The 20843-nt window shown below is 60.1% G+C and carries 17 protein-coding genes; 10 read left to right on the plus strand and 7 right to left on the minus strand.

Going from position 1 to position 20843, the window contains the following annotated elements:
• Window positions 1–28: 28 nt before the first annotated feature.
• Together mutS and fdxA are read left to right on the plus strand one after the other, a co-directional pair.
• Window positions 29–2725, plus strand: coding sequence for a DNA mismatch repair protein MutS (gene mutS / locus ABEA58_RS11020; RefSeq protein ID WP_345551480.1), 2697 nt, complete (start codon window positions 29–31; stop codon window positions 2723–2725).
• Window positions 2726–2850: 125 nt separating this feature from the next.
• Complete coding sequence (gene fdxA, locus ABEA58_RS11025) at window positions 2851–3174, plus strand: ferredoxin FdxA (RefSeq protein WP_345551482.1); 324 nt, start codon at window positions 2851–2853, stop codon at window positions 3172–3174.
• A gap of 194 nt (window positions 3175–3368) precedes the next feature.
• Here fdxA and ABEA58_RS11030 read toward each other — a convergent pair whose 3' ends face one another.
• Window positions 3369–3893: a carboxymuconolactone decarboxylase family protein gene (locus tag ABEA58_RS11030; RefSeq protein WP_345551484.1), complete on the minus strand. Its 525-nt coding sequence runs from the start codon at window positions 3891–3893 to the stop codon at window positions 3369–3371.
• A gap of 82 nt (window positions 3894–3975) precedes the next feature.
• On the opposite strand from ABEA58_RS11030, the gene dinB reads away from it, so the two are divergent.
• The 5 genes from dinB to ABEA58_RS11055 all read left to right on the plus strand — a co-directional run bounded on the left by dinB (window position 3976) and on the right by ABEA58_RS11055 (window position 8135).
• The gene (gene dinB, locus ABEA58_RS11035) at window positions 3976–5130 is read left to right on the plus strand and encodes a DNA polymerase IV (protein ID WP_345551486.1); all 1155 of its coding nucleotides are present in this window, start codon (window positions 3976–3978) and stop codon (window positions 5128–5130) included.
• A gap of 281 nt (window positions 5131–5411) precedes the next feature.
• On the plus strand, window positions 5412–6101 hold the full coding sequence (locus ABEA58_RS11040; protein ID WP_345551488.1) for a CDGSH iron-sulfur domain-containing protein: 690 nt from the start codon (window positions 5412–5414) through the stop codon (window positions 6099–6101).
• 322 nt (window positions 6102–6423) lie between these two features.
• Window positions 6424–6669, plus strand: coding sequence for a DUF6116 family protein (locus ABEA58_RS11045; RefSeq protein ID WP_345551490.1), 246 nt, complete (start codon window positions 6424–6426; stop codon window positions 6667–6669).
• Between the two features lie 331 nt (window positions 6670–7000).
• The gene (locus ABEA58_RS11050) at window positions 7001–7684 is read left to right on the plus strand and encodes a sigma-70 family RNA polymerase sigma factor (RefSeq protein WP_345551492.1); all 684 of its coding nucleotides are present in this window, start codon (window positions 7001–7003) and stop codon (window positions 7682–7684) included.
• Window positions 7677–8135, plus strand: a complete 459-nt coding sequence (locus ABEA58_RS11055) for a hypothetical protein (protein WP_345551494.1) — start codon at window positions 7677–7679, stop codon at window positions 8133–8135. Before ABEA58_RS11050 ends, ABEA58_RS11055 begins: the two co-directional genes overlap by 8 nt.
• A gap of 147 nt (window positions 8136–8282) precedes the next feature.
• On the opposite strand, the gene ABEA58_RS11060 is transcribed toward ABEA58_RS11055, so the two are convergent.
• The 6 genes from ABEA58_RS11060 to ABEA58_RS11085 form a co-directional block, all read right to left on the minus strand.
• Window positions 8283–8741, minus strand: coding sequence for a MaoC family dehydratase (locus ABEA58_RS11060; RefSeq protein ID WP_345551496.1), 459 nt, complete (start codon window positions 8739–8741; stop codon window positions 8283–8285).
• A 122-nt stretch (window positions 8742–8863) separates the two neighbouring features.
• Window positions 8864–9649, minus strand: a complete 786-nt coding sequence (locus ABEA58_RS11065; protein WP_345551498.1) for an SDR family NAD(P)-dependent oxidoreductase — start codon at window positions 9647–9649, stop codon at window positions 8864–8866.
• 1 nt (window position 9650) lies between these two features.
• Complete coding sequence (locus ABEA58_RS11070; protein WP_345551500.1) at window positions 9651–10427, minus strand: SDR family oxidoreductase; 777 nt, start codon at window positions 10425–10427, stop codon at window positions 9651–9653.
• A 54-nt stretch (window positions 10428–10481) separates the two neighbouring features.
• A complete protein-coding gene (locus ABEA58_RS11075; RefSeq protein ID WP_345551502.1) occupies window positions 10482–11540 on the minus strand; it encodes a phosphotransferase in 1059 nt (352 codons plus the stop codon).
• 80 nt (window positions 11541–11620) lie between these two features.
• Complete coding sequence (locus ABEA58_RS11080; protein ID WP_345551504.1) at window positions 11621–12829, minus strand: acyl-CoA dehydrogenase family protein; 1209 nt, start codon at window positions 12827–12829, stop codon at window positions 11621–11623.
• 167 nt (window positions 12830–12996) lie between these two features.
• A complete protein-coding gene (locus ABEA58_RS11085; RefSeq protein ID WP_345551507.1) occupies window positions 12997–13668 on the minus strand; it encodes a histidine phosphatase family protein in 672 nt (223 codons plus the stop codon).
• Between the two features lie 298 nt (window positions 13669–13966).
• Between ABEA58_RS11085 and ABEA58_RS11090 the strand changes: the two genes are divergently transcribed.
• From ABEA58_RS11090 to ABEA58_RS11100, 3 genes are all read left to right on the plus strand, one after another.
• Window positions 13967–14869, plus strand: coding sequence for a LysR family transcriptional regulator (locus tag ABEA58_RS11090; RefSeq protein WP_345551509.1), 903 nt, complete (start codon window positions 13967–13969; stop codon window positions 14867–14869).
• A 154-nt stretch (window positions 14870–15023) separates the two neighbouring features.
• On the plus strand, window positions 15024–17054 hold the full coding sequence (locus ABEA58_RS11095; protein WP_345551511.1) for an NADPH-dependent 2,4-dienoyl-CoA reductase: 2031 nt from the start codon (window positions 15024–15026) through the stop codon (window positions 17052–17054).
• Window positions 17055–17481: 427 nt separating this feature from the next.
• On the plus strand, window positions 17482–20817 hold the full coding sequence (locus tag ABEA58_RS11100; RefSeq protein WP_345551513.1) for a Mur ligase family protein: 3336 nt from the start codon (window positions 17482–17484) through the stop codon (window positions 20815–20817).
• The last annotated feature ends 26 nt before the right edge of the window (window positions 20818–20843 follow it).

Below are 20843 nucleotides of genomic sequence, written 5' to 3' on the forward strand. Positions count from 1 at the left end.
CCCTCCCACTGACAGCAAGAAGTAAACCATGCCGCCAACCGCGACGACCGATAGCAATACCCAGCACACCCCGATGATGCAGCAATACCTGCGCATCAAAGCCCAGCACCCCCAGGAGCTGGTCTTCTACCGCATGGGTGACTTCTACGAGCTGTTTTACGATGACGCCAGGCGGGCTGCGGAACTGCTGGATGTGACGCTGACGGCGCGGGGCAAGTCCGGCGGCGAGCCGATCCCGATGGCCGGTATTCCCTATCACGCCGCCGAGGGCTATCTGGCACGGCTGATCAAGGCCGGTGTTTCCGTCGCCATCTGCGAGCAGATCGGCGACCCCGCCACCAGCAAGGGGCCGGTTGAACGCAAGGTGGTGCGCATCGTGACTCCGGGCACGGTAACCGACGAGGCGCTGCTGAATGAGCGCCGCGACAACCTGCTCGCCGCCACCGCACAATTCGGGGAACAGCTCGGCCTGGCACTGCTGGACCTGGCCACTGGCCGCTTTGTGATACAGGAGGTGGGCAGCCTGGATGGCCTTGCGGAACAGGTACAGCGCCATGCGCCGACGGAGCTGCTGGTGGCAGAGGACTTCGAGCTGCCGGCTGCGGTTGCACGGCACCCGGGGCTGCGCCGCCGCGCGCCCTGGGAGTTCGACCTCGAATCCGCCAACAGCCTGCTGAACCGGCAGTTTGGCACCCTCAACCTGGAAGCCTTTGGCTGCAGCCATATGCCGGCGGCCATCACCGCCGCCGGCTGCTTGCTGCAGTACGCCCGCGACACCCAGCGCACCGAGCTGCCGCATATCCGCAGCCTGCAAACCGAAAGCAGTGACGAGACCGTGGCGCTGGACGGCGCCAGCCGGCGCAACCTGGAAATCGACACCAATCTCGGTGGCGGCGATGACAATACCCTGCTGTCGGTGCTGGATACCTGCAAGACCGCCATGGGCAGCCGCCTGCTGCGCCGCTGGCTCAATAATCCGCTGCGCAACCTCGCCACCCTGCAGAAACGCCAGGATGCGATCGCCGCGCTGATCGGCGACTACCAATTCGAGCCCCTGCGCGAAGCGCTGAAACCCGTCGGCGACATGGAGCGCATTCTGGGCCGCCTCGCCCTGCGTTCCGCGCGACCGCGGGACCTGGCACGCCTGGGGCAGTCTTTGGCGCAATTCCCGCAGATCCAGCAATTGCTCGGCCAGACAGAGGCGAAACTGCTGACGGATCTCGGCCAACAGATCGGCGAGTGGCCCGAAACCAGCGCCCTCCTGCAGCGGGCACTGGTGGACAACCCGCCGGTGGTGATTCGCGATGGCGGGGTCATTGCCGAGGGCTATGACAGCGAGCTGGACGAGCTGCGCGCCATCAGCGAGAACGCCGGTGATTTTCTCGTGCAGCTGGAACAGCGGGAAAAAGAGCGCAGCGGTATTCCCACCCTGAAGGTCGGCTACAACCGCGTGCACGGCTATTTTATCGAGATCAGCCGCGGCCAGAGCGACAAGGCTCCAGCCGAATACATCCGCCGCCAGACACTGAAAAACGCCGAACGCTTTATCACCCCGGAACTGAAGGAATTCGAGGACAAGGCACTGTCGGCCAAAAGCCGCGCCCTCACCCGCGAGAAAGCACTCTATGAGGCGCTGATCGACCAGCTCAACGAATCCCTGGCGCAACTGCAGGCTGCCGCGGCAGGCGTTGCCGAACTGGACGTGCTGACCGGCCTGGCCGAACGCGCCGACCACCTGCGCCTGTGCAGGCCGGCGCTCAGCGAAGAGCCCGGGCTCGACATTCATGCCGGGCGCCACCCGGTGGTTGAGCAGGTACTGGACGAACCGTTTGTGGCCAACGATGTGGCGCTGCGTGACGACCGCCGCATGCTGGTGATCACCGGCCCAAATATGGGCGGTAAGTCCACCTATATGCGCCAGACCGCGCTGATTGCCCTGCTCGCCCATGTGGGCAGTTACGTACCGGCGGACAGCGCCCGCATTGGCCTGCTGGACCGCATCTTCACCCGCATCGGCAGCGCCGACGACCTGGCCGGCGGCCGCTCCACCTTTATGGTGGAAATGACCGAGACCGCCAACATCCTGCGCAATGCCAGCGCCCACAGCCTGGTATTGATGGACGAGATCGGTCGCGGCACCAGCACCTACGACGGTCTCTCACTGGCCTGGGCGTGCGCCCACTTCCTGGCCCAGCAGGTGCGGGCTTTCACACTGTTTGCCACCCACTACTTCGAGCTCACCGAACTGCCCACGCGCTGCAGTGAGGCGGCGAATATCCACCTCAATGCCACTGAACACGGTGATGATATTGTCTTCCTGCACCGGATCGAAGAAGGCCCGGCCTCGAAAAGCTACGGCCTGCAGGTAGCCAAACTCGCCGGCATTCCCAAAGAAGTATTAGAAGAGGCACGGCAGCGACTGCGGGCGCTGGAAGCAGGCTCAGAGCCATCAGCTCAGACTCTAGAGCCATCAGCCCAGGCTGTAGAGCCATCAGCTCATGTTGAGCCTTCCGCTGAGGCCGCAGCATCGCCGGTAACCAGCGATGCCGGCGCAGGGCCGAATACCCGCGGCGGGCAGCCCGCAGCTGCCGGCTCGCCAATGCAGGTGGACCTGTTCGGCAGTGCGCCCCACCCGGCCATCGAGGCCCTCGCGGATCTGGACCCGGATAACCTCACGCCCCGCCAGGCACTGGAACAGTTATACGCTCTGCGAAAATTGTTATAACAGCAAGACGGATTCCCCGGAAAAGCCACTACAATTCGCGCCAGTAGTTGCTAAAATCCGCAGCTTGATAAATTTCCGGCCGGAGCGCGGTGCGCCGGCCTTTAAAGCAGCACTGAGGGATAGTCATGACATTCGTAATTGGGGAAAACTGCATCAAGTGCAAGTACACCGACTGTGTGGAAGTATGTCCGGTCGATTGCTTCTATGAGGGCCCCAACTTCCTCGTGATTCATCCGGACGAATGCATCGACTGCGCCCTGTGCGAACCGGAATGCCCCGCCAACGCCATCTTCTCCGAAGACGAGGTCCCCGAGGACCAGCTGGAGTTTATCGAACTGAACGCCGAGCTGGCCGAGGTCTGGCCCAACATCACAGAGAAGAAAGACCCGCTGCCGGACGCAGCCGAGTGGGATGGCAAGCCGGGCAAGCTGGACCAGCTGGAACGCTGATTTCCGCCCCGCCTTTCTGTTTCTATCAGATCTTTTCCCGACAGGCTGTCACTCGACGGCCTGTTTTGTTTTCTGCCGCAAAACCTCCCGATCAATCCTCGCGATTACTGAGCCGAGTGCCGCCCAGCTAACAACAGACGTAGGGAATCTCCGCGTTTATCACCGGCAGACGATAGGCAGATCATAGGCAGCGGTCAGTCCGCTGGAATCGCCATCACTGCAATAAACCGGCTGAAGCCGGTGATCATTTCCATCACCCCAATCGCCTCCAGCATCTCGTCATCCTGTGCTCCCTGATCTCGCGCCGCAGCCACCAGGCGCTCGCCATGGTCATAGGGGTCAAGATTGGCGTGCCGGGCCAGCTCCAGAATGGCGTGTTCACTCGGGGCAAAGTGCGGCTGGTCCGGGTGGGTGCGGATATCCAGCACCTGCTTGGGGTCCAGCCCCAGATCCTGCAGCAGCCGGCTGTAGCGGGCGATACAGTAATCACAGCGATTGTCCGTGGCGACGACCAGGGCGATGGCCACTTTGAGGCGCGCAGACAGGCAACCCTGCAGCATCAGCGCCTTGTATTTATCCCAGTTTGCCTTAAGAAGCGAAGGGTGATGGGCGTAGGCGCGGAACAAGTTAGGCACCACTCCCAACTCCTGCTCAATATCGGCAAAGACCGCCTCCGACATTGCGTCTGCGGGGCTCTGCACCAAAGAGATCCAACTCATAAGTCACCTGCCTTTCCCTGTTGTGCCATAGGGGAGCGGGCAAAGTGTTTCCCGCACCCGGAGCACTGTATATAATCCCAGCATGAGGAAGATCATCCACTGCGACTGCGACTGCTTCTATGCCTCGGTCGAAATGCGTGACGACCCCAACCTGCGTGGTCGGCCACTGGCAGTGGGAGGCAGCAGCGACAGGCGCGGGGTGATTTCCACCTGTAACTACGAAGCCCGCAGTTACGGGGTCCGCTCAGCCATGCCCACCGCGCACGCCAAAAGGCTCTGCCCAGACCTGATTGTAGTACCCGGCAACATGAAGAAATACCGGGAGGTCAGCGCAGAAATCCGCCAGATCTTTCTCGACTACAGCGACAGGATAGAACCCCTGTCACTGGACGAAGCCTATATCGATGTCACGGACAGTGGTCATTGCGATGGCAGCGCGACCCGCATCGCCGAACAGATCCGCGCCCGCGTCCGCGAACAGCTCGGCATCACCATTTCTGCCGGCGTGGCGCCGAACAAGTTTCTCGCCAAGATCGCCAGCGACTGGCGCAAACCGGACGGCCTGACCGTCATCCCCCCGGCAGCGGTTGAGGAATTCGTACTGCGCCTGCCGGTGGCCAAGATTCACGGCGTCGGCCGCGTAACCGCGGAAAAAATGCAGCGCCAGGGTATCCGCACCTGCGCCGACCTGCGCAACCTCTCCCAAGTCGAGCTGGCCCAGCGCTATGGCAAGTTTGGCAACCGTCTCTACCAGTTGTGCCGCGGTCAGGATGATCGACCCGTCAGCGTAGACAGTTCCCGCAAAAGCGTCAGCGTCGAGCGCACCTTCAGCGAAGATCTGCCGGGCATTGCCGACTGGGAGCAACAGCTCCCCCTCCTTTATGGACGCCTTCAGGAGCGGCTCGAAGGCCTCAGCGCCCGCTATCAGGTCAGCGGCGCCTTCGTGAAGGTCAAATATGCCGACTTCACCACCAGCACTCAGGAGCGGGCCAGCCACTCCAGCCGCATCTCTGACTTCAAGCAACTGCTGAGACAGAGCTGGGAAAGGCGCCAGGGGGCCATTCGCCTGCTGGGACTGGGGGTCAAACTCAAAGATCTGCGCACCGGTGAGGGGCCGGAGCAGCTGTTGCTGCCACTGGAATTGGAGCGTAAAGCTTCCGCCATAGAGGGCCTGCCTCAGCCGTCCAGCTCGCTCACTCCGGGCAGTTCACCCGGCTCAGAGGGCGGCGCCGGCTGAATCCCTCCGCGATCCACAACCTCAACCCTATCAAAAGCCCATGTGTTCTGCGCGTTTCAACCTGCTCATGCGCTCTTCTCAGCCAAGCCCATGCACTGGCGGACAGGCTCCCGATCCGCCCTGTTCATTCCCCATTCTCCATTCCCCGCCCCCGTCCCCGTCCCCGTCCCCGTCCCCGTCCCTGTATCGGAACGCCACCTATACTCAGAGGCACCGCCAACTCTGTAGCCGGCTGGACTCGTTCATCGCAACAACCGGCGCCGCACCCCAAGGAGCCCCCCATGACCGATAAGCCACCCTGCCAGATAGAAATCATGGAAAACGGCCCCTATATCGTCACCGGCGCCGTACCGCTCAAGGAGATGAGCATCGGTGTCAACGGAGCGCGGGAGTCGGTGCGCTGGGAAATGGGTACCGAGTATCCGCTGCAGCCCCGCTACGCCCTGTGCCGCTGCGGCGCCTCGGCCAACAAACCCTTCTGCGACGGTAGCCACACCAAAATAGGATATGACGGAGAGGAAACCGCCAGTCGCGAACCTTACTTGGATCAGGCGGTGGTCTATGACGGCCCCACCATGATCCTGACCGATGCCGAATCCCTGTGCGCCTTTGCCCGCTATTGCGACCCCCATGGCCAGGTGTGGCGACTGGTGGAGGAGACCGATGACGAGCAGCAGCGGGACTACTTCCTGCAGGAGGTGGCGGATTGCCCCGCTGGTCGCCTGGTGGCCTGGGATAAGAGCAGTGGTGAGGCGGTGGAGCCGGAACTGCCGATGGAAATCGGCCTGGTGGAAGACCCGACCCAGCAGTGCAGTGGACCGCTGTGGGTGCGAGGAGGAATCCTGGTCGTCTCCGCCGACGGAGAGCAGTACGAGGTACGCAACCGGGTCACGCTCTGCCGCTGTGGGGCCTCAGCCAACAAGCCCTTCTGCGACGGCAGCCACGCCGCCACCCACTTTAAGGCCAAGTAGCAACAGCCTTCCTTGTTAGCGATACAGCGACGCCAGGCTGCAGAGCCGGCAAACTACCCGGCCTGCCATTTTGGCGCGCGTTGCCGGCTGGGCAGCACTGATAGGTGAACAACACTGGCAGGCGGACAACACTGACGGATGGACAACATTTGTGGCCGCATCACATTGGTTGCCCCGGGAGTAAAGGAGCCCGCACCCTGGCCAAAGGGTGGAAACCGCATAAACGTACCGGTCAGGAAATCTGGCGTCGGCCCACACTCAGCCAGCAAGGCTGCCATCAGCCCCTAACTATACTCGTTTAACCAAAGACAAGAGCCGGCCGATGAAGAAAGCGCTACCCAGTAGCCTGGTTGGCTGGTTCCTCGGTTATGCGGAAAAGCTGGAGCGCCCACGCCTCTTCAAATGGATTTGCGTCCTCTTTCTCGTCGATCTCCTCGTGATTGACCCGCTACCGTTTATCGACGAAATCCTGCTCATGCTTTTGACGCTGTATCTGGCCCGCTGCAAGAGAGAATCCGCAGCGGCTGATGCTGCGCAAGAGCAGCAAAGCCAAACTTTAAAAAAGTGAGACGACCAGAGAGAAGTGAGAGAAGTGAGAGAAGTGAGAGAAGTGAGAGAAGTGAGGGGAGCGAAAGGAACGAAGGGAGTGAGAAAAGTGAAAAGGCTTATTTAAGGACTTAATTTAAGCACCCTCATTTAAGCACCCTCATTTAAGCACCCTCACTGAGTCACCGCCTGAAGCCTCTCACTTACGCAGTAGTCGGAGAGTCTTTACCGAGGCGGAAATACTCGCTCCACCTCTGGGGGAGGCATCAAGTGGTGGGGCAAGCGGCAGAATGACAGGCGGTACCTGACCAGTGCAGCCCGGCAGTAACCTTTGCGCATGGAGGCGGGATAGTGTGAACAGAAACGCATTTCAGCATTTGTCAGACGAGGCACTGCTCGACCACTACCATTCGACGCGCAACCTTCGAGCCTTCCGGCAACTCTACCAGCGCCACAAGGACAGTCTCTACCGCTACTGCGCACAAATGAATTTTCCCGCTGCCGGCAACATCGTCGAACAGCTCTGGCGCGGCCTGCTTGAACGGCCACCGGAACTCTGCGGCCGCCTGTTGCGCAACTGGCTGTTTATCCGCGCGAGCCAGCTGCTGACCCAGCGCCACGAAAACCTACAACACAACCCGGAAACGGTGCGCGGCGACACAACCGAGGCGGAGCTGCCCCCGCCGGGCAGGAACGACGCACTGCTCGCGGCCCTGCAACAGCTACCGAGAATTGAACGCAATATCCTGTTGTTACATATGGAGTGCCGGCTGCCGCTGGTGACCATTGCCGACATAGAGCGCATCTCACTGAAACAGTGCCGGGCATATTATCAGCAGGGCAAGGACCGGTTGCGGACAATGGTGCATGGACCAGAGCGCCAGCCCTGGCAAGTGGACGAGGGTGCTGCCGCAAAAGAAACTTCTAAAAAAGAAAACTCAAAACAAGACAAGGCTGTAAACACCATCGCTGAAGAAAGCCCTGTTGAAAAAAACGCTGTCAGCGAAAGCACCGCTGAAGAGGTGACACATGAGTGACTGCGAGCGCAATTACCGGTTGGCAGCCGTGGCGATTGAATCACCAGCCGCTCTGGATGAAAAGGTGTTGCAACGGGCCCGCGCTTTCAGCAAGCCGCACAAGCAAAAGCGCTGGCTATCCCGGGCAGCCAGTGGATGCGCGGCTATCGCCATTGCGGTCCTGCTGATACATCCCACGCAATACCTAAGAGCACTGACAGCCCCCGGCAAGCCAGCCTCTGCTGCCACCACCGCTGAGTATCGGGCTCTGGCCAGCTGGCAGACCTCTGTGCAAGAGGCCCTGCACAGAGCCGGCCCCTGGTATGAGCTGCGTACAAGTGTGCACTCGGGTGACTACCAGGCTCTGTGCGCATACTGGCGCGAGCAACAGCGGGGCAAAGCCGGGAAAACGCTGCCTGCGGACCTGGCCCGTGAAGCCAACAGCCACTGCCGGGTGCTGGAGCTGCGCTGAATCAGCTCTGGGGCTCTCAATAAAGACTCCCGGTTCACGCAACTCACTCCTGCTCCTCCCAGCTCACTGCGACTTGCCGCCACTCACCTCGTGTCAACGCGATTCGCCTCTCGCCAGGGTCGCCTGCGCCGGGATGGGAGGCTGCGCTTACAGAAACTGCATCACAAGCCACTCAGCGACCAGTGCGGGCTTGGCCTCCCCCTCAATCTCCACGGTGATCTGCAGCTTAACCAGATATTGGCGGGGATTCTTCTCATGGATATCCAGCACCTTCGCCAGCGCCCGCACTCGGCTGTTCACTTTTACCGGGGCAATAAAACGGACTCTATCGAGACCGTAGTTCATGCCCATCTCGATGCCCTCGATGGTGATATCCAGTTGCTCGGCAAAATGTGGCAACAGCGAGAGGGTGAGAAATCCATGCGCCACAGTCCCCCCCAATGGGGTCAGTTTCGCTGCCTCAGGGTCGACGTGGATAAATTGATGATCGAGGGTGCAGTCGGCAAAGGCATCGATGCGGGCCTGATCGATGCTGAACCATTCTGTCGGCGCCAGCTCGGTGCCGATAAAATCCGCTAACTGGTCCCGGGGAATTACGGTCGACATCGTTAAAATCCTCTTTCCATGGATTATTTTGTGGAGATCCTGACGGAAAATCTCACCGGCTATCGCAAAACCTCGTATCGCCGACGAATCGATTCTGACAGAAGTCTCCTCTGACAGAAATCTCAATAGGCGGACAAGCCGCCATCTACCGCCAACGCCTGCCCGGTAACGTAAGTCAGTGCGGGCGATAGCAGCATCAGCATGGCGGCGACCACTTCACTGGTATCGGCCAGCCGCTTCATGGGGCAGCCGGAGGCCAGAAACGCCTGAAACTCCTCGGCGCTCACCCCCGCGGGCGTATCAATGCCTGTGACCATCGGCGTCAGGGTGAAGAAAGGGCAGATCGCATTGACGCGCACACCGTAACCCGCCGCTTCTATGGCAGCCGTTTTGGTCAGGCCAATCACCGCATGCTTGGCCGCCGCATAGGAGGCAATTTTGGGCGCGCCGCCAAGCCCGGCCATGGACGACACATTGAGGATTACGCCCGCGCGCGCCGCCTTCATCACCGGCAGCTGGTGGCGAAGACCAAAAAAAACGCCTCTCTGATTGATGTGGTACTGGCGATCGAATTCCGCCTCGCCAGTGTCCTCCAGCGACATCATCGGTGGCGCCACGCCGGCATTGTTGACCGCAATATCCAGAGCCCCACAGCGCTCCCGTGCGAGCGCCACGAGGGACTCACAATCCGACTCGCGGGAGACGTCGCAGTGCTGCGCCAGCACCTGCACCCCCTCTCCAGCCAGGTCGTCTGCCAGGCGACCCAGAGCGGATGTGTTGATATCACCCAGCACCAGCCGCGCGCCACGACTGCCGAGCTCCCGTGCCAGAGCCGCGCCGAGTCCGCTGGCGGCACCGGTAATCAGGGCCACCTTGCCTTCGAAGTTGAGCATGGGGTCTGCGCTCATGTCAGATCCCCCCACAGGCGGTCATGCCACCATCCACCACCACACACTCACCTGTGGTAAAGCTGGACGCATCGGAAACCAGATACAGTACGGTTCCAGCCATCTCCTCCGGCTCCGCATGTCGGTGCATGGGAATATGGTCGATGGCGGTTTTATAGATGCCCTCATCGGCAAACAGCGCACCGGCAAAGTTTGTGCGGGTCAAGCCCGGCAGCAGCGCATTCACGCGGATATTGAACGGCGCACACTCTTTGGCAAAAGCCTTGGTCATATTCACCACCGCCGCCTTGGTGATGGAGTAAATCCCCTGCCCTACCCCCGGCTGCAGGGCGTTGATGGAGGCGGTATTCACAATACAGCCACCGCCCTGCTCGCGCATCAGCTTGCCGGCTTCAACCGACATATAAAAATATCCGCGAATATTGACATCCACCGTTTTTTCAAAGGCGCTCAGATCCGTATCGAGGATATGGCCAAAGTAGGGGTTGGCGGCGGCATTGTTGACGAGAATATCCAGCCGGCCGTACTGCTCGCGGATATGAGTGAACGTCTTGTGGATATCTTCCATGCTGCCAATGTGACAGGCCAGCGCCTCGGCCTGGCCGCCCGCATGCACAATCGCATCAACCACTGCCTGGCAGCCCTCAATCCTGCGGCTGGACACAATCACCCGCGCCCCCTGCTCCGCCAGCAACCGGGCAATCGCCTCACCGATACCACGGCTGGCACCGGTCACCATCGCCACCTTGCCGGATAGATCAAACAGCTTTGTTGCCATGAAACCCTCTCATCATTGTCTGCGTTTTTATTATCGCGCCCCGGTTAAGGCCGGTTAATATTCTTTTTCGATGACATCCAGCGCAAAGCGCGCCACCGGGTCCACCAGTGCGCCGAGCTTTGCCGCGCTGCGGCTTGAGGCATTGCCCTCTTTAGCCCGCTTGGCCACCCCCTGAATAATGGCCGCCAGTCGGAAAAAGCTGAACGCCAGATAAAAAGCCCAGTTGTCGATACGCTCGATGCCGCAACGGGCGCAGTAGCGGGCAACGTATTCACTTTCCGATGGTATGCCCAGAGACGCGCGATCCAGGCCCATCAGCCCCGCCATTTTGTCGCCACTCTCAGGCATGCGCAGCTGCATACACTGGTAAGCCAGATCGGCAAATGGATGCCCCAATGTCGACAGCTCCCAGTCCAGCAGAGCAATGGCCCGGGGTTCTACGGGGTGAAAAATGATGTTGTCGAGGCGGTAATCCCCGTGCACAAGCGCCACCCGGCCATCGTCTTCCGGCAGGTGTTGCGCCAGCCAAGCGATCAATGCATCCATTGGCGCCACAGGTTCCAGCTCACTGGCCCGGTACTGGCCGCTCCAGCGCTGGAACTGACGCTCGAAGTAATTGCCCGGCTTGCCGTAATCGGCAAGCCCCACGGCATCCACATCGATACTGTGCAGCGCCGCCAGTACCCGATTCATTTCGTCGTAAATGGCCGCGCGCTGGGAGTTGTCCACCTCCGGCAGGGCGGCATTCCAGAAAATGCGGCCGTCACAGTATTCCATCACATAGAAGAGTGTGCCGAGTACATCCCGGTCTTCACAGAGGTGCATCACCTGCGGTACCGGCACCGGAGTGGCCGCCAGAGCCTGCATCACACGAAATTCCCTATCCACCGCATGGGCCGACTTCAGCAGTTTGCCGGGTGGCTGGCGGCGCAGCACGTAGACACCGGAAGACGCCCTGAGCAGGAATGTGGGATTGGACTGCCCGCCGGAAAACTTGCTCACCTGGAGCGGCCCGCGGAAGGAGGGGATCGCCTGTTCGAGGTAAGCCGTCAGCTTCTCCAGTGGCAACTGCTCAACCTGGCTCTGGTCGGAAATCATCACATCGGCGGTCATTGTTCCCTCCCCTTTCTTATTCAGTTTTCTTGTTGGGTTTTCTTGTTCGGTTTTCTTGGAAGTGCTGCTATTCCGCTTTGTCAGTTTGCGCCATAGCGCGCTGCCAGGTTGCGCCCCAGTTGCATCATATGCACCTGGTCGGGACCATCGGCGAGGCGAATGGCACGGGCGTAGGCATATTGATGAGCCAATGCAAAATCCTGCCCCAGGCCCGCCGCGCCGTGAATCTGTATGGCGCGGTCAATCACATTGCAGGCCATCTGCGGCGCGACAATTTTGATCATGGCGATCAGTTCCTTGGCCGCCTTGTTGCCGTGGCGATCCATCTGATCGGCCGCCTTCAACGTCAGCAGACGGGCCTGCTCGATTTCGCAGGCAGACTTGGCGATATCCTCGCGCACCGACCCCTGCTTGCTCAGCGGGCGACCGAAGGCGATGCGCTCTTCGCAGCGGCGCGCCATCATTTCCAGAGCCCGCTGGGCCTGGCCAATGAGGCGCATACAGTGGTGAATCCGCCCCGGGCCCAGGCGGCCCTGAGCGATTTCAAAACCGCGCCCTTCGCCGAGGATCAGGTTCTGCGCCGGCACGCGCACATTGTCGAAAATAATCTCCCCATGGCCTTCCGGTGCATCGTCGTATCCGAACACCGTCATCGGGCGAATAATCCGCACCCCGGGGGTATCCACCGGCACCAGTATCTGCGACTGCTGTCGGTAGCGGTCGGGGTTTTCCGCATCGGTCTTGCCCATCAGGATCAGAACTTTGCAACGGCGATTGAGCACACCACTGATATAGAACTTGTGGCCATTGATCACATAGTCTTCGCCATCGCGAACTATCGAGGTCTCGATATTGGTGGCATCCGACGAGGCCACCGCGGGCTCGGTCATGGCAAATGCGGAGCGGATCTCCCCTTTCAGCAGCGGCTGCAGCCAGCGCTCCTGCTGTTCCGGGCTGCCGTACTGGGCCAGCACTTCCATATTGCCGGTATCCGGGGCACTGCAATTGAACACCTCGGGAGCGAACAGCACCCGCCCCATTTCTTCCGCAAGGGGAGCGTATTCCAGGTTTGTCAGCCCGGCGCCAAAGCGCGCATCGGGCATAAACAGATTCCAGAGTTCCGCCTGCCGCGCTTTGGCCTTCAGTTCGCGCAGCACCGGCGGCTCACCCCAGCGATCCTGCTGCAGCTGCTGATGAAAGGTTTTTTCCGCCGGATAAACATGCTCCGCCATAAAAGCACGCAGGCGCTCCAGCAATTCTGTGACGCGCTCGGAATATTCAAAATTCAACGTGAAGTTCCTCCCCTGATCTGCAGAGCCGCGTAACGGGCCCCGCAGGCTTTTAAATAAGACCGCAGCTTTACATTAAGACCCAAGTGCAAATCCGTCAGACTGGGTTTTACCGTGGTGCCACGGTGCTTTCGTTGTTTGCGTTCATTTTTGCCAGCGAGGGTTTATCAGCTGTAAGTGATAAATTCCCTGCGCTGCGGCGTATCCAGGTGCGGCAGGTGATTGAAGCTGTGCAGGCTGAGTTCTCCGCTGCCGGCAAAGAAGTGGCTTACCGCCGTATTGCGGATCTGCAGATTCAGCCGTGTGACCGTATCCGGTGCTGCGCCGAGTACCTGACGAATCATCATGGCGATGGCGCCGGCGGAGCTCACCACCAGCGTTTTGCTGCCTCGCGGGGCATCCGCCACCACCGCCAGGGCCTCCGCGATACGCGCTTCAAAAGCCTGCCAGCTTTCCTGCGGGGTTATCTCGCCCCGCGTCCAGGCCAGCATGGCGCTCTTCAGAAAACGGTAGTAGTGGCTGCGCGGGCTGCCCGGTTCCGGCACCTCCTCGGGTTGATGCTGCCCGTAGAAGCGGGTCACCGCGTGAAAATCGAATTCGTTGAGCTGCGGCACCAGCTGGGCACTGTCGCCGGGCAGCCCCAGCCCCTCGCAGATGCCCCGGGCAGTTTCCCAGTGGCGCCGCAGGTCTCCACACAGCACCCGGTCAAAGTGCAGGCCCTGATCCCGCCAGTGCTCGCCAAGCCAGCGCGCCTGGCGCCAGCCAAGCTCCGAGAGTTTGTCGTAATCGTCTGCGCCGAAGGACGCCTGTCCATGCCTGACGGTAAAGAATTCAGCCACTGCACTCCCTCCAAGATTGTTCTGACCCTAGCGGCTGCGATTAGATCATCCAAGTTTATTATGCGAATATGCCGCCATTCACACTGGTGATGAAAGACTAATAAGAAGACTGCAGACACAAGACGCAAACAGGAAAGCCCCAAGGAAAGTCCCGAGGAAAGTCCCGGGGAAAGCCCCCGAAGAAAGCCCCCGAGCGAAGAAGCTGAGAAAAGCGCTCCAGGGATCAACGGAGAGCCGGGTGGCGGGTGGCGAGTGGCGGGGGCAGAAAGATGGGGACCGGGAGACAGGAGACCAACAAGTGGCAGGCACACAGTTGCAGCAGATGGACATGAACCTGTTTCTGGTGATGGACGCCATCTACCGGCAGGGCAACCTGACCCGCGCTGCCGAACAGCTCCACATCACCCAGCCCGCGGTCAGCAACGCGCTTGCCCGCCTGCGCCGCAGCCTGGCCGACCCGCTGTTCATCCGCACACCCTCCGGGATGAGTCCCACCCCGCTGACCGAGAGCATCATACCGCAGGTACAGCAGGCGCTGGCACTGCTGGATGGCAGCCTCAGCGCCCAGTCCAGCTTCGACCCCGCCACCGCGCGCAAGACCCTGCGGCTGTCCATGAACGACATGGCGGAAACACTGCTGTTGCCGCCCCTGCTGGAGGAACTGGAGCGGCGGGCGCCGGGCATCAGCGTGGAATCCTTCTATGTGCCCCGCGACCAGCTGGCCCGCGAGCTGGCCACCAACACACTGGATTTCGGGCTCGATATTCCCCTCGCTACCGCCACCCAGCTGCATCAGCAGCGCCTTCTGAACGACCGCTATCTGTGCATGTTGCGGCAGGACCACCCACTGGCGACGGAAGAGCGGCTGAGCCTCGACCAATATCTGGCTCTGGGGCATGTGCATGTTTCCAGCCGCCGGACCGGTCCCGGGGTTGCGGATATCGCCCTCAACAAGCTGGGGCGCCGCCGCGCCATCAAACTGCGCGTTCAGCACTACCGGGTGGCGCCTCTTGTAGTCATGCGCACTGACCTGGCCCTGACGGTGCCCGCCAGTCTCGCCGGGCAATACCCGGTGCGCCTGTTCGAACTGCCCTTCCAGATTCCGCAGATGGACTGGCATCTTTTATGGCATCGCAACCAGCACAAGGACCCCGCCAATCAATGGGTGCGCAGACTGCTGCTGGAGCTCTTCTCCCGCTGAGCGGATCGCCAAACGAGGCCAAAGGATTCGACCGTTATGGTCACTGCCTGCCCTTCCCGGCCCCTGCTATTCTGCCCAGCCTAGCGATTACTGCCGGAAATGCGCCCGCGCCGCGATAGCGCAGCAGCGAGCCAGAAAAAGAGAGACAGCCGTCATGTCCCAGTCATACCCCAATATGCTTGCCCCACTCGATCTGGGCTTCACCCAGCTCAAGAACCGTGTCCTCATGGGTTCCATGCACACCAACCTGGAAGAGCACCCGGGCGGCTTTACCCGTCTCGCCGCCTTCTATGCCGAGCGCGCCCGCGGTGGCGTCGGGCTGATCGTGACCGGTGGTATCGCCCCCAACGAGGAAGGCGGTGTCTTTATGGGCTCAGCCAAATTGACGACACAGGACGAGGCCCAGCAGCACCGGGAAATCACCCGTGCGGTACACGCCGAAGGCGGCAAGATCTGTATGCAGATCCTTCATGCCGGCCGCTACGCCTATACCCCGAACCTGGTTGCCCCCTCGGCCATTCAGGCGCCGATCAACCCCTTTACCCCGCGCGAACTGACCAGCGAAGAGATCGATGGCCAGATCGAGGACTACGTGCGCTGTGCCACCCTGGCCCGCGAGGCCGGCTATGACGGCGTGGAGATCATGGGTTCCGAGGGTTATTTCATCAACCAGTTCATCGTCACGCGCACCAATCAGCGTAGCGATGAGTGGGGCGGCAGCTATGAAAACCGTATCCGCCTGCCGATTGAAATCGTGCGCCGCGTGCGCGAAGCCGTCGGGCAGGACTTCATCATCATCTACCGTCTGTCCATGCTTGATCTGGTTGAAGATGGCAGCACCTTTGATGAGGTTGTCACGCTGGGCAAGGCAATCGAGGACGCCGGCGCCAACATCATCAACACCGGGATCGGCTGGCACGAGGCCCGTGTGCCCACCATCGCCACCAGTGTGCCGCGCGCCGCCTTTACCGCCGTCACCGCCAAGGTCAAACAACACCTGCGCGTGCCGGTGATCACCAGCAACCGCATCAACATGCCCGAAGTCGCGGAAGAAGTGCTGGCCGCCGGTCAGGCGGATATGGTGTCCATGGCGCGGCCGTTCCTCGCCGATGCGGAGTTCGTCAACAAGGCGGCGCAAAACCGCAGCGACGAAATCAACACCTGTATCGGCTGCAACCAGGCCTGCCTCGATCACACCTTCCAGATGAAGCTGACCTCCTGCCTGGTCAACCCCCGCGCGGCGCATGAAACAGAACTCAATTACACACCTGCGGCGGTGAAAAAGAACATCGCCGTGGTCGGCGCCGGCCCCGCCGGCCTCGCCGCTGCCACTGTGGCCGCCGAACGCGGACACCACGTGACCCTGTTTGAAGCCGGCGACAAAGTCGGCGGCCAGTTTAATGTGGCGAAACAGATCCCCGGCAAAGCGGAATTCGAGGAAACCCTGCGCTACTTCAGCCGCAAGCTGGAGCTGACCGGTGTGCGCGTCCAGCTGAACCACCGCGTCAGCGCCGCCGAACTCACGGACTTCGACGAGGTGATTCTTGCCACGGGCATCAGCCCCCGCACCCCGCCCATCGAGGGCGTCGACAACGGGAAAGTGCTCGGCTATCTCGACGTGCTGAAAGAGAAAAAACCGGTAGGCCAGCGAGTGGCGATTATTGGCGCCGGTGGCATCGGTTTTGATGTGGCCGAATACCTGACCCACGAACACGATCATCGCGAGCAGCTGCTGGCCTCGGACCGGGAGGAATTTTTCCGCGAGTGGGGCGTGGATATCACACTTGAGCACCGCGCCGGGCTGCAACAGCCTCAAGCGGTTTCCTCGCCAAGGCAGGTCTACCTGTTGCAGCGCAAGGCCAGCAAAGTGGGCGCCGGACTCGGCAAAACCACCGGCTGGATTCACCGCACCAGTCTCAAGCACCGCCACGTGGAAATGATTGCCGGTGCCCAGTACGAAAAGATCGACGACCAGGGCCTGCATCTCAAGGTCGGTGAAGAGTCGCGCCTGCTGGAGGTGGACAACATCATTCTCTGCGCCGGCCAGGAGCCTGAGCGGGCACTGCACGGGGAACTGGAAAGCCTCGGCATTCGCTCCCACCTGATTGGCGGCGCAGACGAGGCGGCGGAGCTAGACGCCAAGCGGGCCATCGATCAGGGATCGCGCCTGGCCGCGGAACTCTAACTACGCGCCGCCGCAACCAGCCACCCCCCGGTTTCAGGAGCGGCGGGGGTGGCCGGTTTTTTCGTGCGAGATGTAAACCCACTCTGTGGCGTGATTGTCACAGTTTTCTGCTTTCTGCTTTCTGCTTTCTGCTTTCTGCTTTCTGCTTTCAATAGCTTTACAGTGAACGACCGCATCAGGGAATGTATATTTTCAGTGCCATCTTCACCCCACCCCCTCCTCCGCATCGCGAAAAATTTGCCAAGCCCCACCGCTGACCAGTGTGCTTATCTCACCAGGGTCAGCGCGCGTGGCTGCGCGGCCGAAAAGACCGATAGCTATACTGTTGTCAGTCTCTGCCCGGGTTGGGCTGATGAGGCATCCGCCCACGCCGTCCAATAGCCGCCACAGAGCAATCAATGCCACGGATTGGTTACAGATTACCGCCATGTCGCTCTCACACCTTCTGACCCAGTTGCGCCCTCTGGCCGAACAGCAACTCAGCCGCGAGGGGGCGCATTTCGTACTCTTCGCCTCACTGTCCGATGGACAGCATAGAGCCCGAACCTGCCATTGTCGTGCGGACACCTTTGAGAAAAGCTGGCAACAGCTGGCCGCGAAGATCCGCGGCCTGGCCAGGAAACACAAGATCAAACCCCGGTGGCTGCGAGTGGACTGGGTAACCACTATCGAGGCCACAAACTGGGAAGGGCTACAGGAGAAACTGGCGAAGACCAAGCGCGGCTATTTCCGTTATGGCATTGCCTTTGACGAGGACCTGCGGTTTGCCCTGATAGAGATGGAATTAAATGCCAATGCCATTCTGTATGGCGGTAATAAGATCGGGCATGCGGTATTCAACCCTGCAAACTTTACCAGGTATGCAAAACTCCGCTTCGGCCGGGTTGCCGATATACCCGAAAAAAAAGAACAACCGGTCTTTATCCTCTCGACCAGAGGACTCTTTGTCAGCAGCAGAGAAACCGCTGGCACTGAAGGCTCAGTCAGCGCCAAGGGTTGCATCAAAGCTGAGGGCTCTCGCCAAGCCCAGGCTGAAGGCTCTCGTCAAGCTGAAGGCTCTCGCCAAGCTGAAGGCTCCCTAAAAGCTGAAAGCTCCCCACAAGCTGAAGGCTCCCCACAAGCTGAAGGCTCTCCGGTTTATCTGTACGGCCCGGGCCGCAACGCGGGACGGAGAGTGATCGAGAGGCTGGACTCGATACAGGTAACGAAAATCGTGCGCGCCAGCAGCGAGTATCTGGCCAGCCAGGTACGAGCCAATGGACGCTTTCATTACGGTTGGCATAGCTGCTTTGATCGCCCAATTGAAACCTACAATACTCTGCGTCACGCCAGCAGCACTTACGCCATGCTGGAAGCCTGGGAAGTCACTCGCAGCCCCAGGCTCAAGTCCGCCATTGATCGCGCCATACGCCACCTGACTAAAACCCTCATCCAGCCCATTACCCTCCCCAACGGCCAGCAACTGGCCTTTCTGGTGGAGAGTAATCAGGAGATCAAACTGGGCGGCAATGCCGTGGCGATTCTGGCTCTGGTCAAGTACTCACAGCTTACCGGCAGCCAGCAATACCTGGAACTGATGGAGCAACTCGCTCTCGGCATTCAGCACATGCAGAACCCCGCTAGCGGACAATTCACGCATGTACTGGAATTCCCTGAACTGAATGTCAAACAGCCATTTCGCATCATCTACTACGATGGCGAAGCGGCGTTTGCACTGATGCGCCTGTACGGACTGACCAAGGACGAACGCTGGCTGCAAGTGGTGGAGAAAGCATTCAATTACTTTATCGTGGCCGACCACTGGCGGGCCCACGATCACTGGCTGAGTTACTGCGTCAACGAATTGACCCTCTATCGCGAGGATGAAAAATACTTCCGTTTCGGTCTTAAAAACGTCAGCGACTACCTGAACTTTGTCGAAACACGCATTACCACCTTCCCCACCCTTCTCGAATTGATGATGGCCGCGGAGAAAATGGTGACCCGCTTGCGGCAGAGCACAAAGTATCGACACCTTCTCGATCTGTTAGACCTGGAACACTTCTATCGCGCGCTGGAAAAACGTGCACACCACCTGCTGAATGGCTACTTCTGGCCGGAAACCGCAATGTTCTTCCAGAACCCGGGAAAAATCACCGGCAGCTTTTTTATTCGCCACCACGCCTTTCGCGTGCGTATCGATGATGTGGAGCACTATCTTTCCGGCTTTGTAGCCTACCGCGCATTTTTACAGGAAGAAGAGCGGGTGGGCGTGCGCAAGAAAGTCAGGGCGCTGGCCGCACAAAATCCAGCTCCAGAAACCGGTATCACAACACCGGGAAGCGCAGCCCCGGGAAATATTCCCCAGAGAAATTCTGAGCAACGGCGACCGGAAGTCTGCTGGGACCGCCGGAACCTGATTCTCGCCACCAGAGGCAAATGGCTGGGGGAAGCACCTCCACTCACATGGAAGGCCAGCGGACTGTGCACCTATACCAGCGGCATGAAACCCGGATACATCGTGGCGCTGCGGCCCCCGGCAGACAAGGGGTTTGTCCCCCCGGAAGACCTGAATAAGTTACCATTCACCCCCCAGGCAGCCATCACCGGCGCCGCTGATGCCACTTTGCCCAAAGCGCAGCTGCCCCTGCTGCAGGTGGCCAATGTCCGCAGAGCCGTATTGGATATGGGGCGCTTCGCCCGCAAGCAGTTTACCGGTACGGTGATCGGCATTACCGGCAGTGCCGGCAAAACCACTACCGTCGCCATGCTTCAGCACCTGCTGCGGCCGTGGGGCAACGCAGAAAAATCCGAGGCCAATGCCAATCTGCCCGTTGGTATCGCCTGGAACCTGGCCTCGATGAGCTGGCAAACCCCCTATGCCATTATCGAAATGGCCATTGGCAGCATGGATCGGAATTCCGAGCTGGCCCGCCCCCATGTGGCGGTGATCACCAATATCCACAAGGCACACCTGAAATATCACAATACCACCGAGGAAATCGCCCTCAAGAAATCCAGAATCTTTTCCGCCATGCAGCCCGGTGGCCTCGCCATCTTCAACCGGGATATTGTCGAATGGCCGATTATCCAATCCGCCGCCGAACAGGCAGGACTGCGGACCATCACCTTTGGACGCCATCCTGACAGCCATGTCCAACTCGTCGACTATGACCCAGCCACAGGTCTCACACGGGTCAATCTCAAAAACAGAACCGTGACATTCTCGGTAGGCGGCATGGGCTTGCATATGGCATTGAATGCGCTGGCCTGCCTGACGGTAATCGATGCGCTTAATCTGAATATCGAAGCGACATTACCGCTGGTCGAACTCTTCGAACCGCCATCGGGGCGGGGAAACCTTATGGAGATGAACCTTGGCGACAGGAAAATTCATCTCATCAACGATGCCTACAATGCCAACCCCGGCTCAATGGCTGCGGCGCTGGATCGCATCCAGCACGATATGGCGCCCGCGAACAATGGCCGGAAAATTCTGGTGCTGGGAGATATGCTGGAGCTTGCTCACGAATCTGATCAGTGCCACCGGGATCTGGTACCGAAAATATTGGCCTGCAAACCGGACTCGGTGTTTCTGGTGGGCACGGAAATGTCAAAAATCCGCCACCCACTGCGCGCCGGCGGCATCGCCTGTTCGAGCCACGAGGACCCAGACAGCTGCAGGGAAAAACTCAACGACCTGCTTGAGAATGGGGATATGGTGCTGTTCAAAGGCTCACATGGCAGCGGATTGCACCGCATCATCAGGGATTTAAACAGTTAAGTGGCCAGGGAATGGAAAAGTAAAGT

The sequence above is a fragment of the Microbulbifer aestuariivivens genome, from assembly GCF_039545115.1.
Classification (GTDB): Bacteria; Pseudomonadota; Gammaproteobacteria; order Pseudomonadales; family Cellvibrionaceae; genus Microbulbifer; species Microbulbifer aestuariivivens.

Excerpts from the sequence above, each read along its gene's own strand:
- mutS (WP_345551480.1), top strand. The coding sequence starts at position 29 with ATGCCGCCAACCGCGACGACCGATAGCAATACCCAGCACACCCCGATG.
- fdxA (WP_345551482.1), top strand. The coding sequence starts at position 2,851 with ATGACATTCGTAATTGGGGAAAACTGCATCAAGTGCAAGTACACCGAC.
- ABEA58_RS11030 (WP_345551484.1), bottom strand. The coding sequence starts at position 3,893 with ATGAGTTGGATCTCTTTGGTGCAGAGCCCCGCAGACGCAATGTCGGAG.
- dinB (WP_345551486.1), top strand. The coding sequence starts at position 3,976 with ATGAGGAAGATCATCCACTGCGACTGCGACTGCTTCTATGCCTCGGTC.
- ABEA58_RS11040 (WP_345551488.1), top strand. The coding sequence starts at position 5,412 with ATGACCGATAAGCCACCCTGCCAGATAGAAATCATGGAAAACGGCCCC.
- ABEA58_RS11045 (WP_345551490.1), top strand. The coding sequence starts at position 6,424 with ATGAAGAAAGCGCTACCCAGTAGCCTGGTTGGCTGGTTCCTCGGTTAT.
- ABEA58_RS11055 (WP_345551494.1), top strand. The coding sequence starts at position 7,677 with ATGAGTGACTGCGAGCGCAATTACCGGTTGGCAGCCGTGGCGATTGAA.
- ABEA58_RS11060 (WP_345551496.1), bottom strand. The coding sequence starts at position 8,741 with ATGTCGACCGTAATTCCCCGGGACCAGTTAGCGGATTTTATCGGCACC.
- ABEA58_RS11065 (WP_345551498.1), bottom strand. The coding sequence starts at position 9,649 with ATGAGCGCAGACCCCATGCTCAACTTCGAAGGCAAGGTGGCCCTGATT.
- ABEA58_RS11070 (WP_345551500.1), bottom strand. The coding sequence starts at position 10,427 with ATGGCAACAAAGCTGTTTGATCTATCCGGCAAGGTGGCGATGGTGACC.
- ABEA58_RS11075 (WP_345551502.1), bottom strand. The coding sequence starts at position 11,540 with ATGACCGCCGATGTGATGATTTCCGACCAGAGCCAGGTTGAGCAGTTG.
- ABEA58_RS11095 (WP_345551511.1), top strand. The coding sequence starts at position 15,024 with ATGTCCCAGTCATACCCCAATATGCTTGCCCCACTCGATCTGGGCTTC.
- ABEA58_RS11100 (WP_345551513.1), top strand. The coding sequence starts at position 17,482 with ATGTCGCTCTCACACCTTCTGACCCAGTTGCGCCCTCTGGCCGAACAG.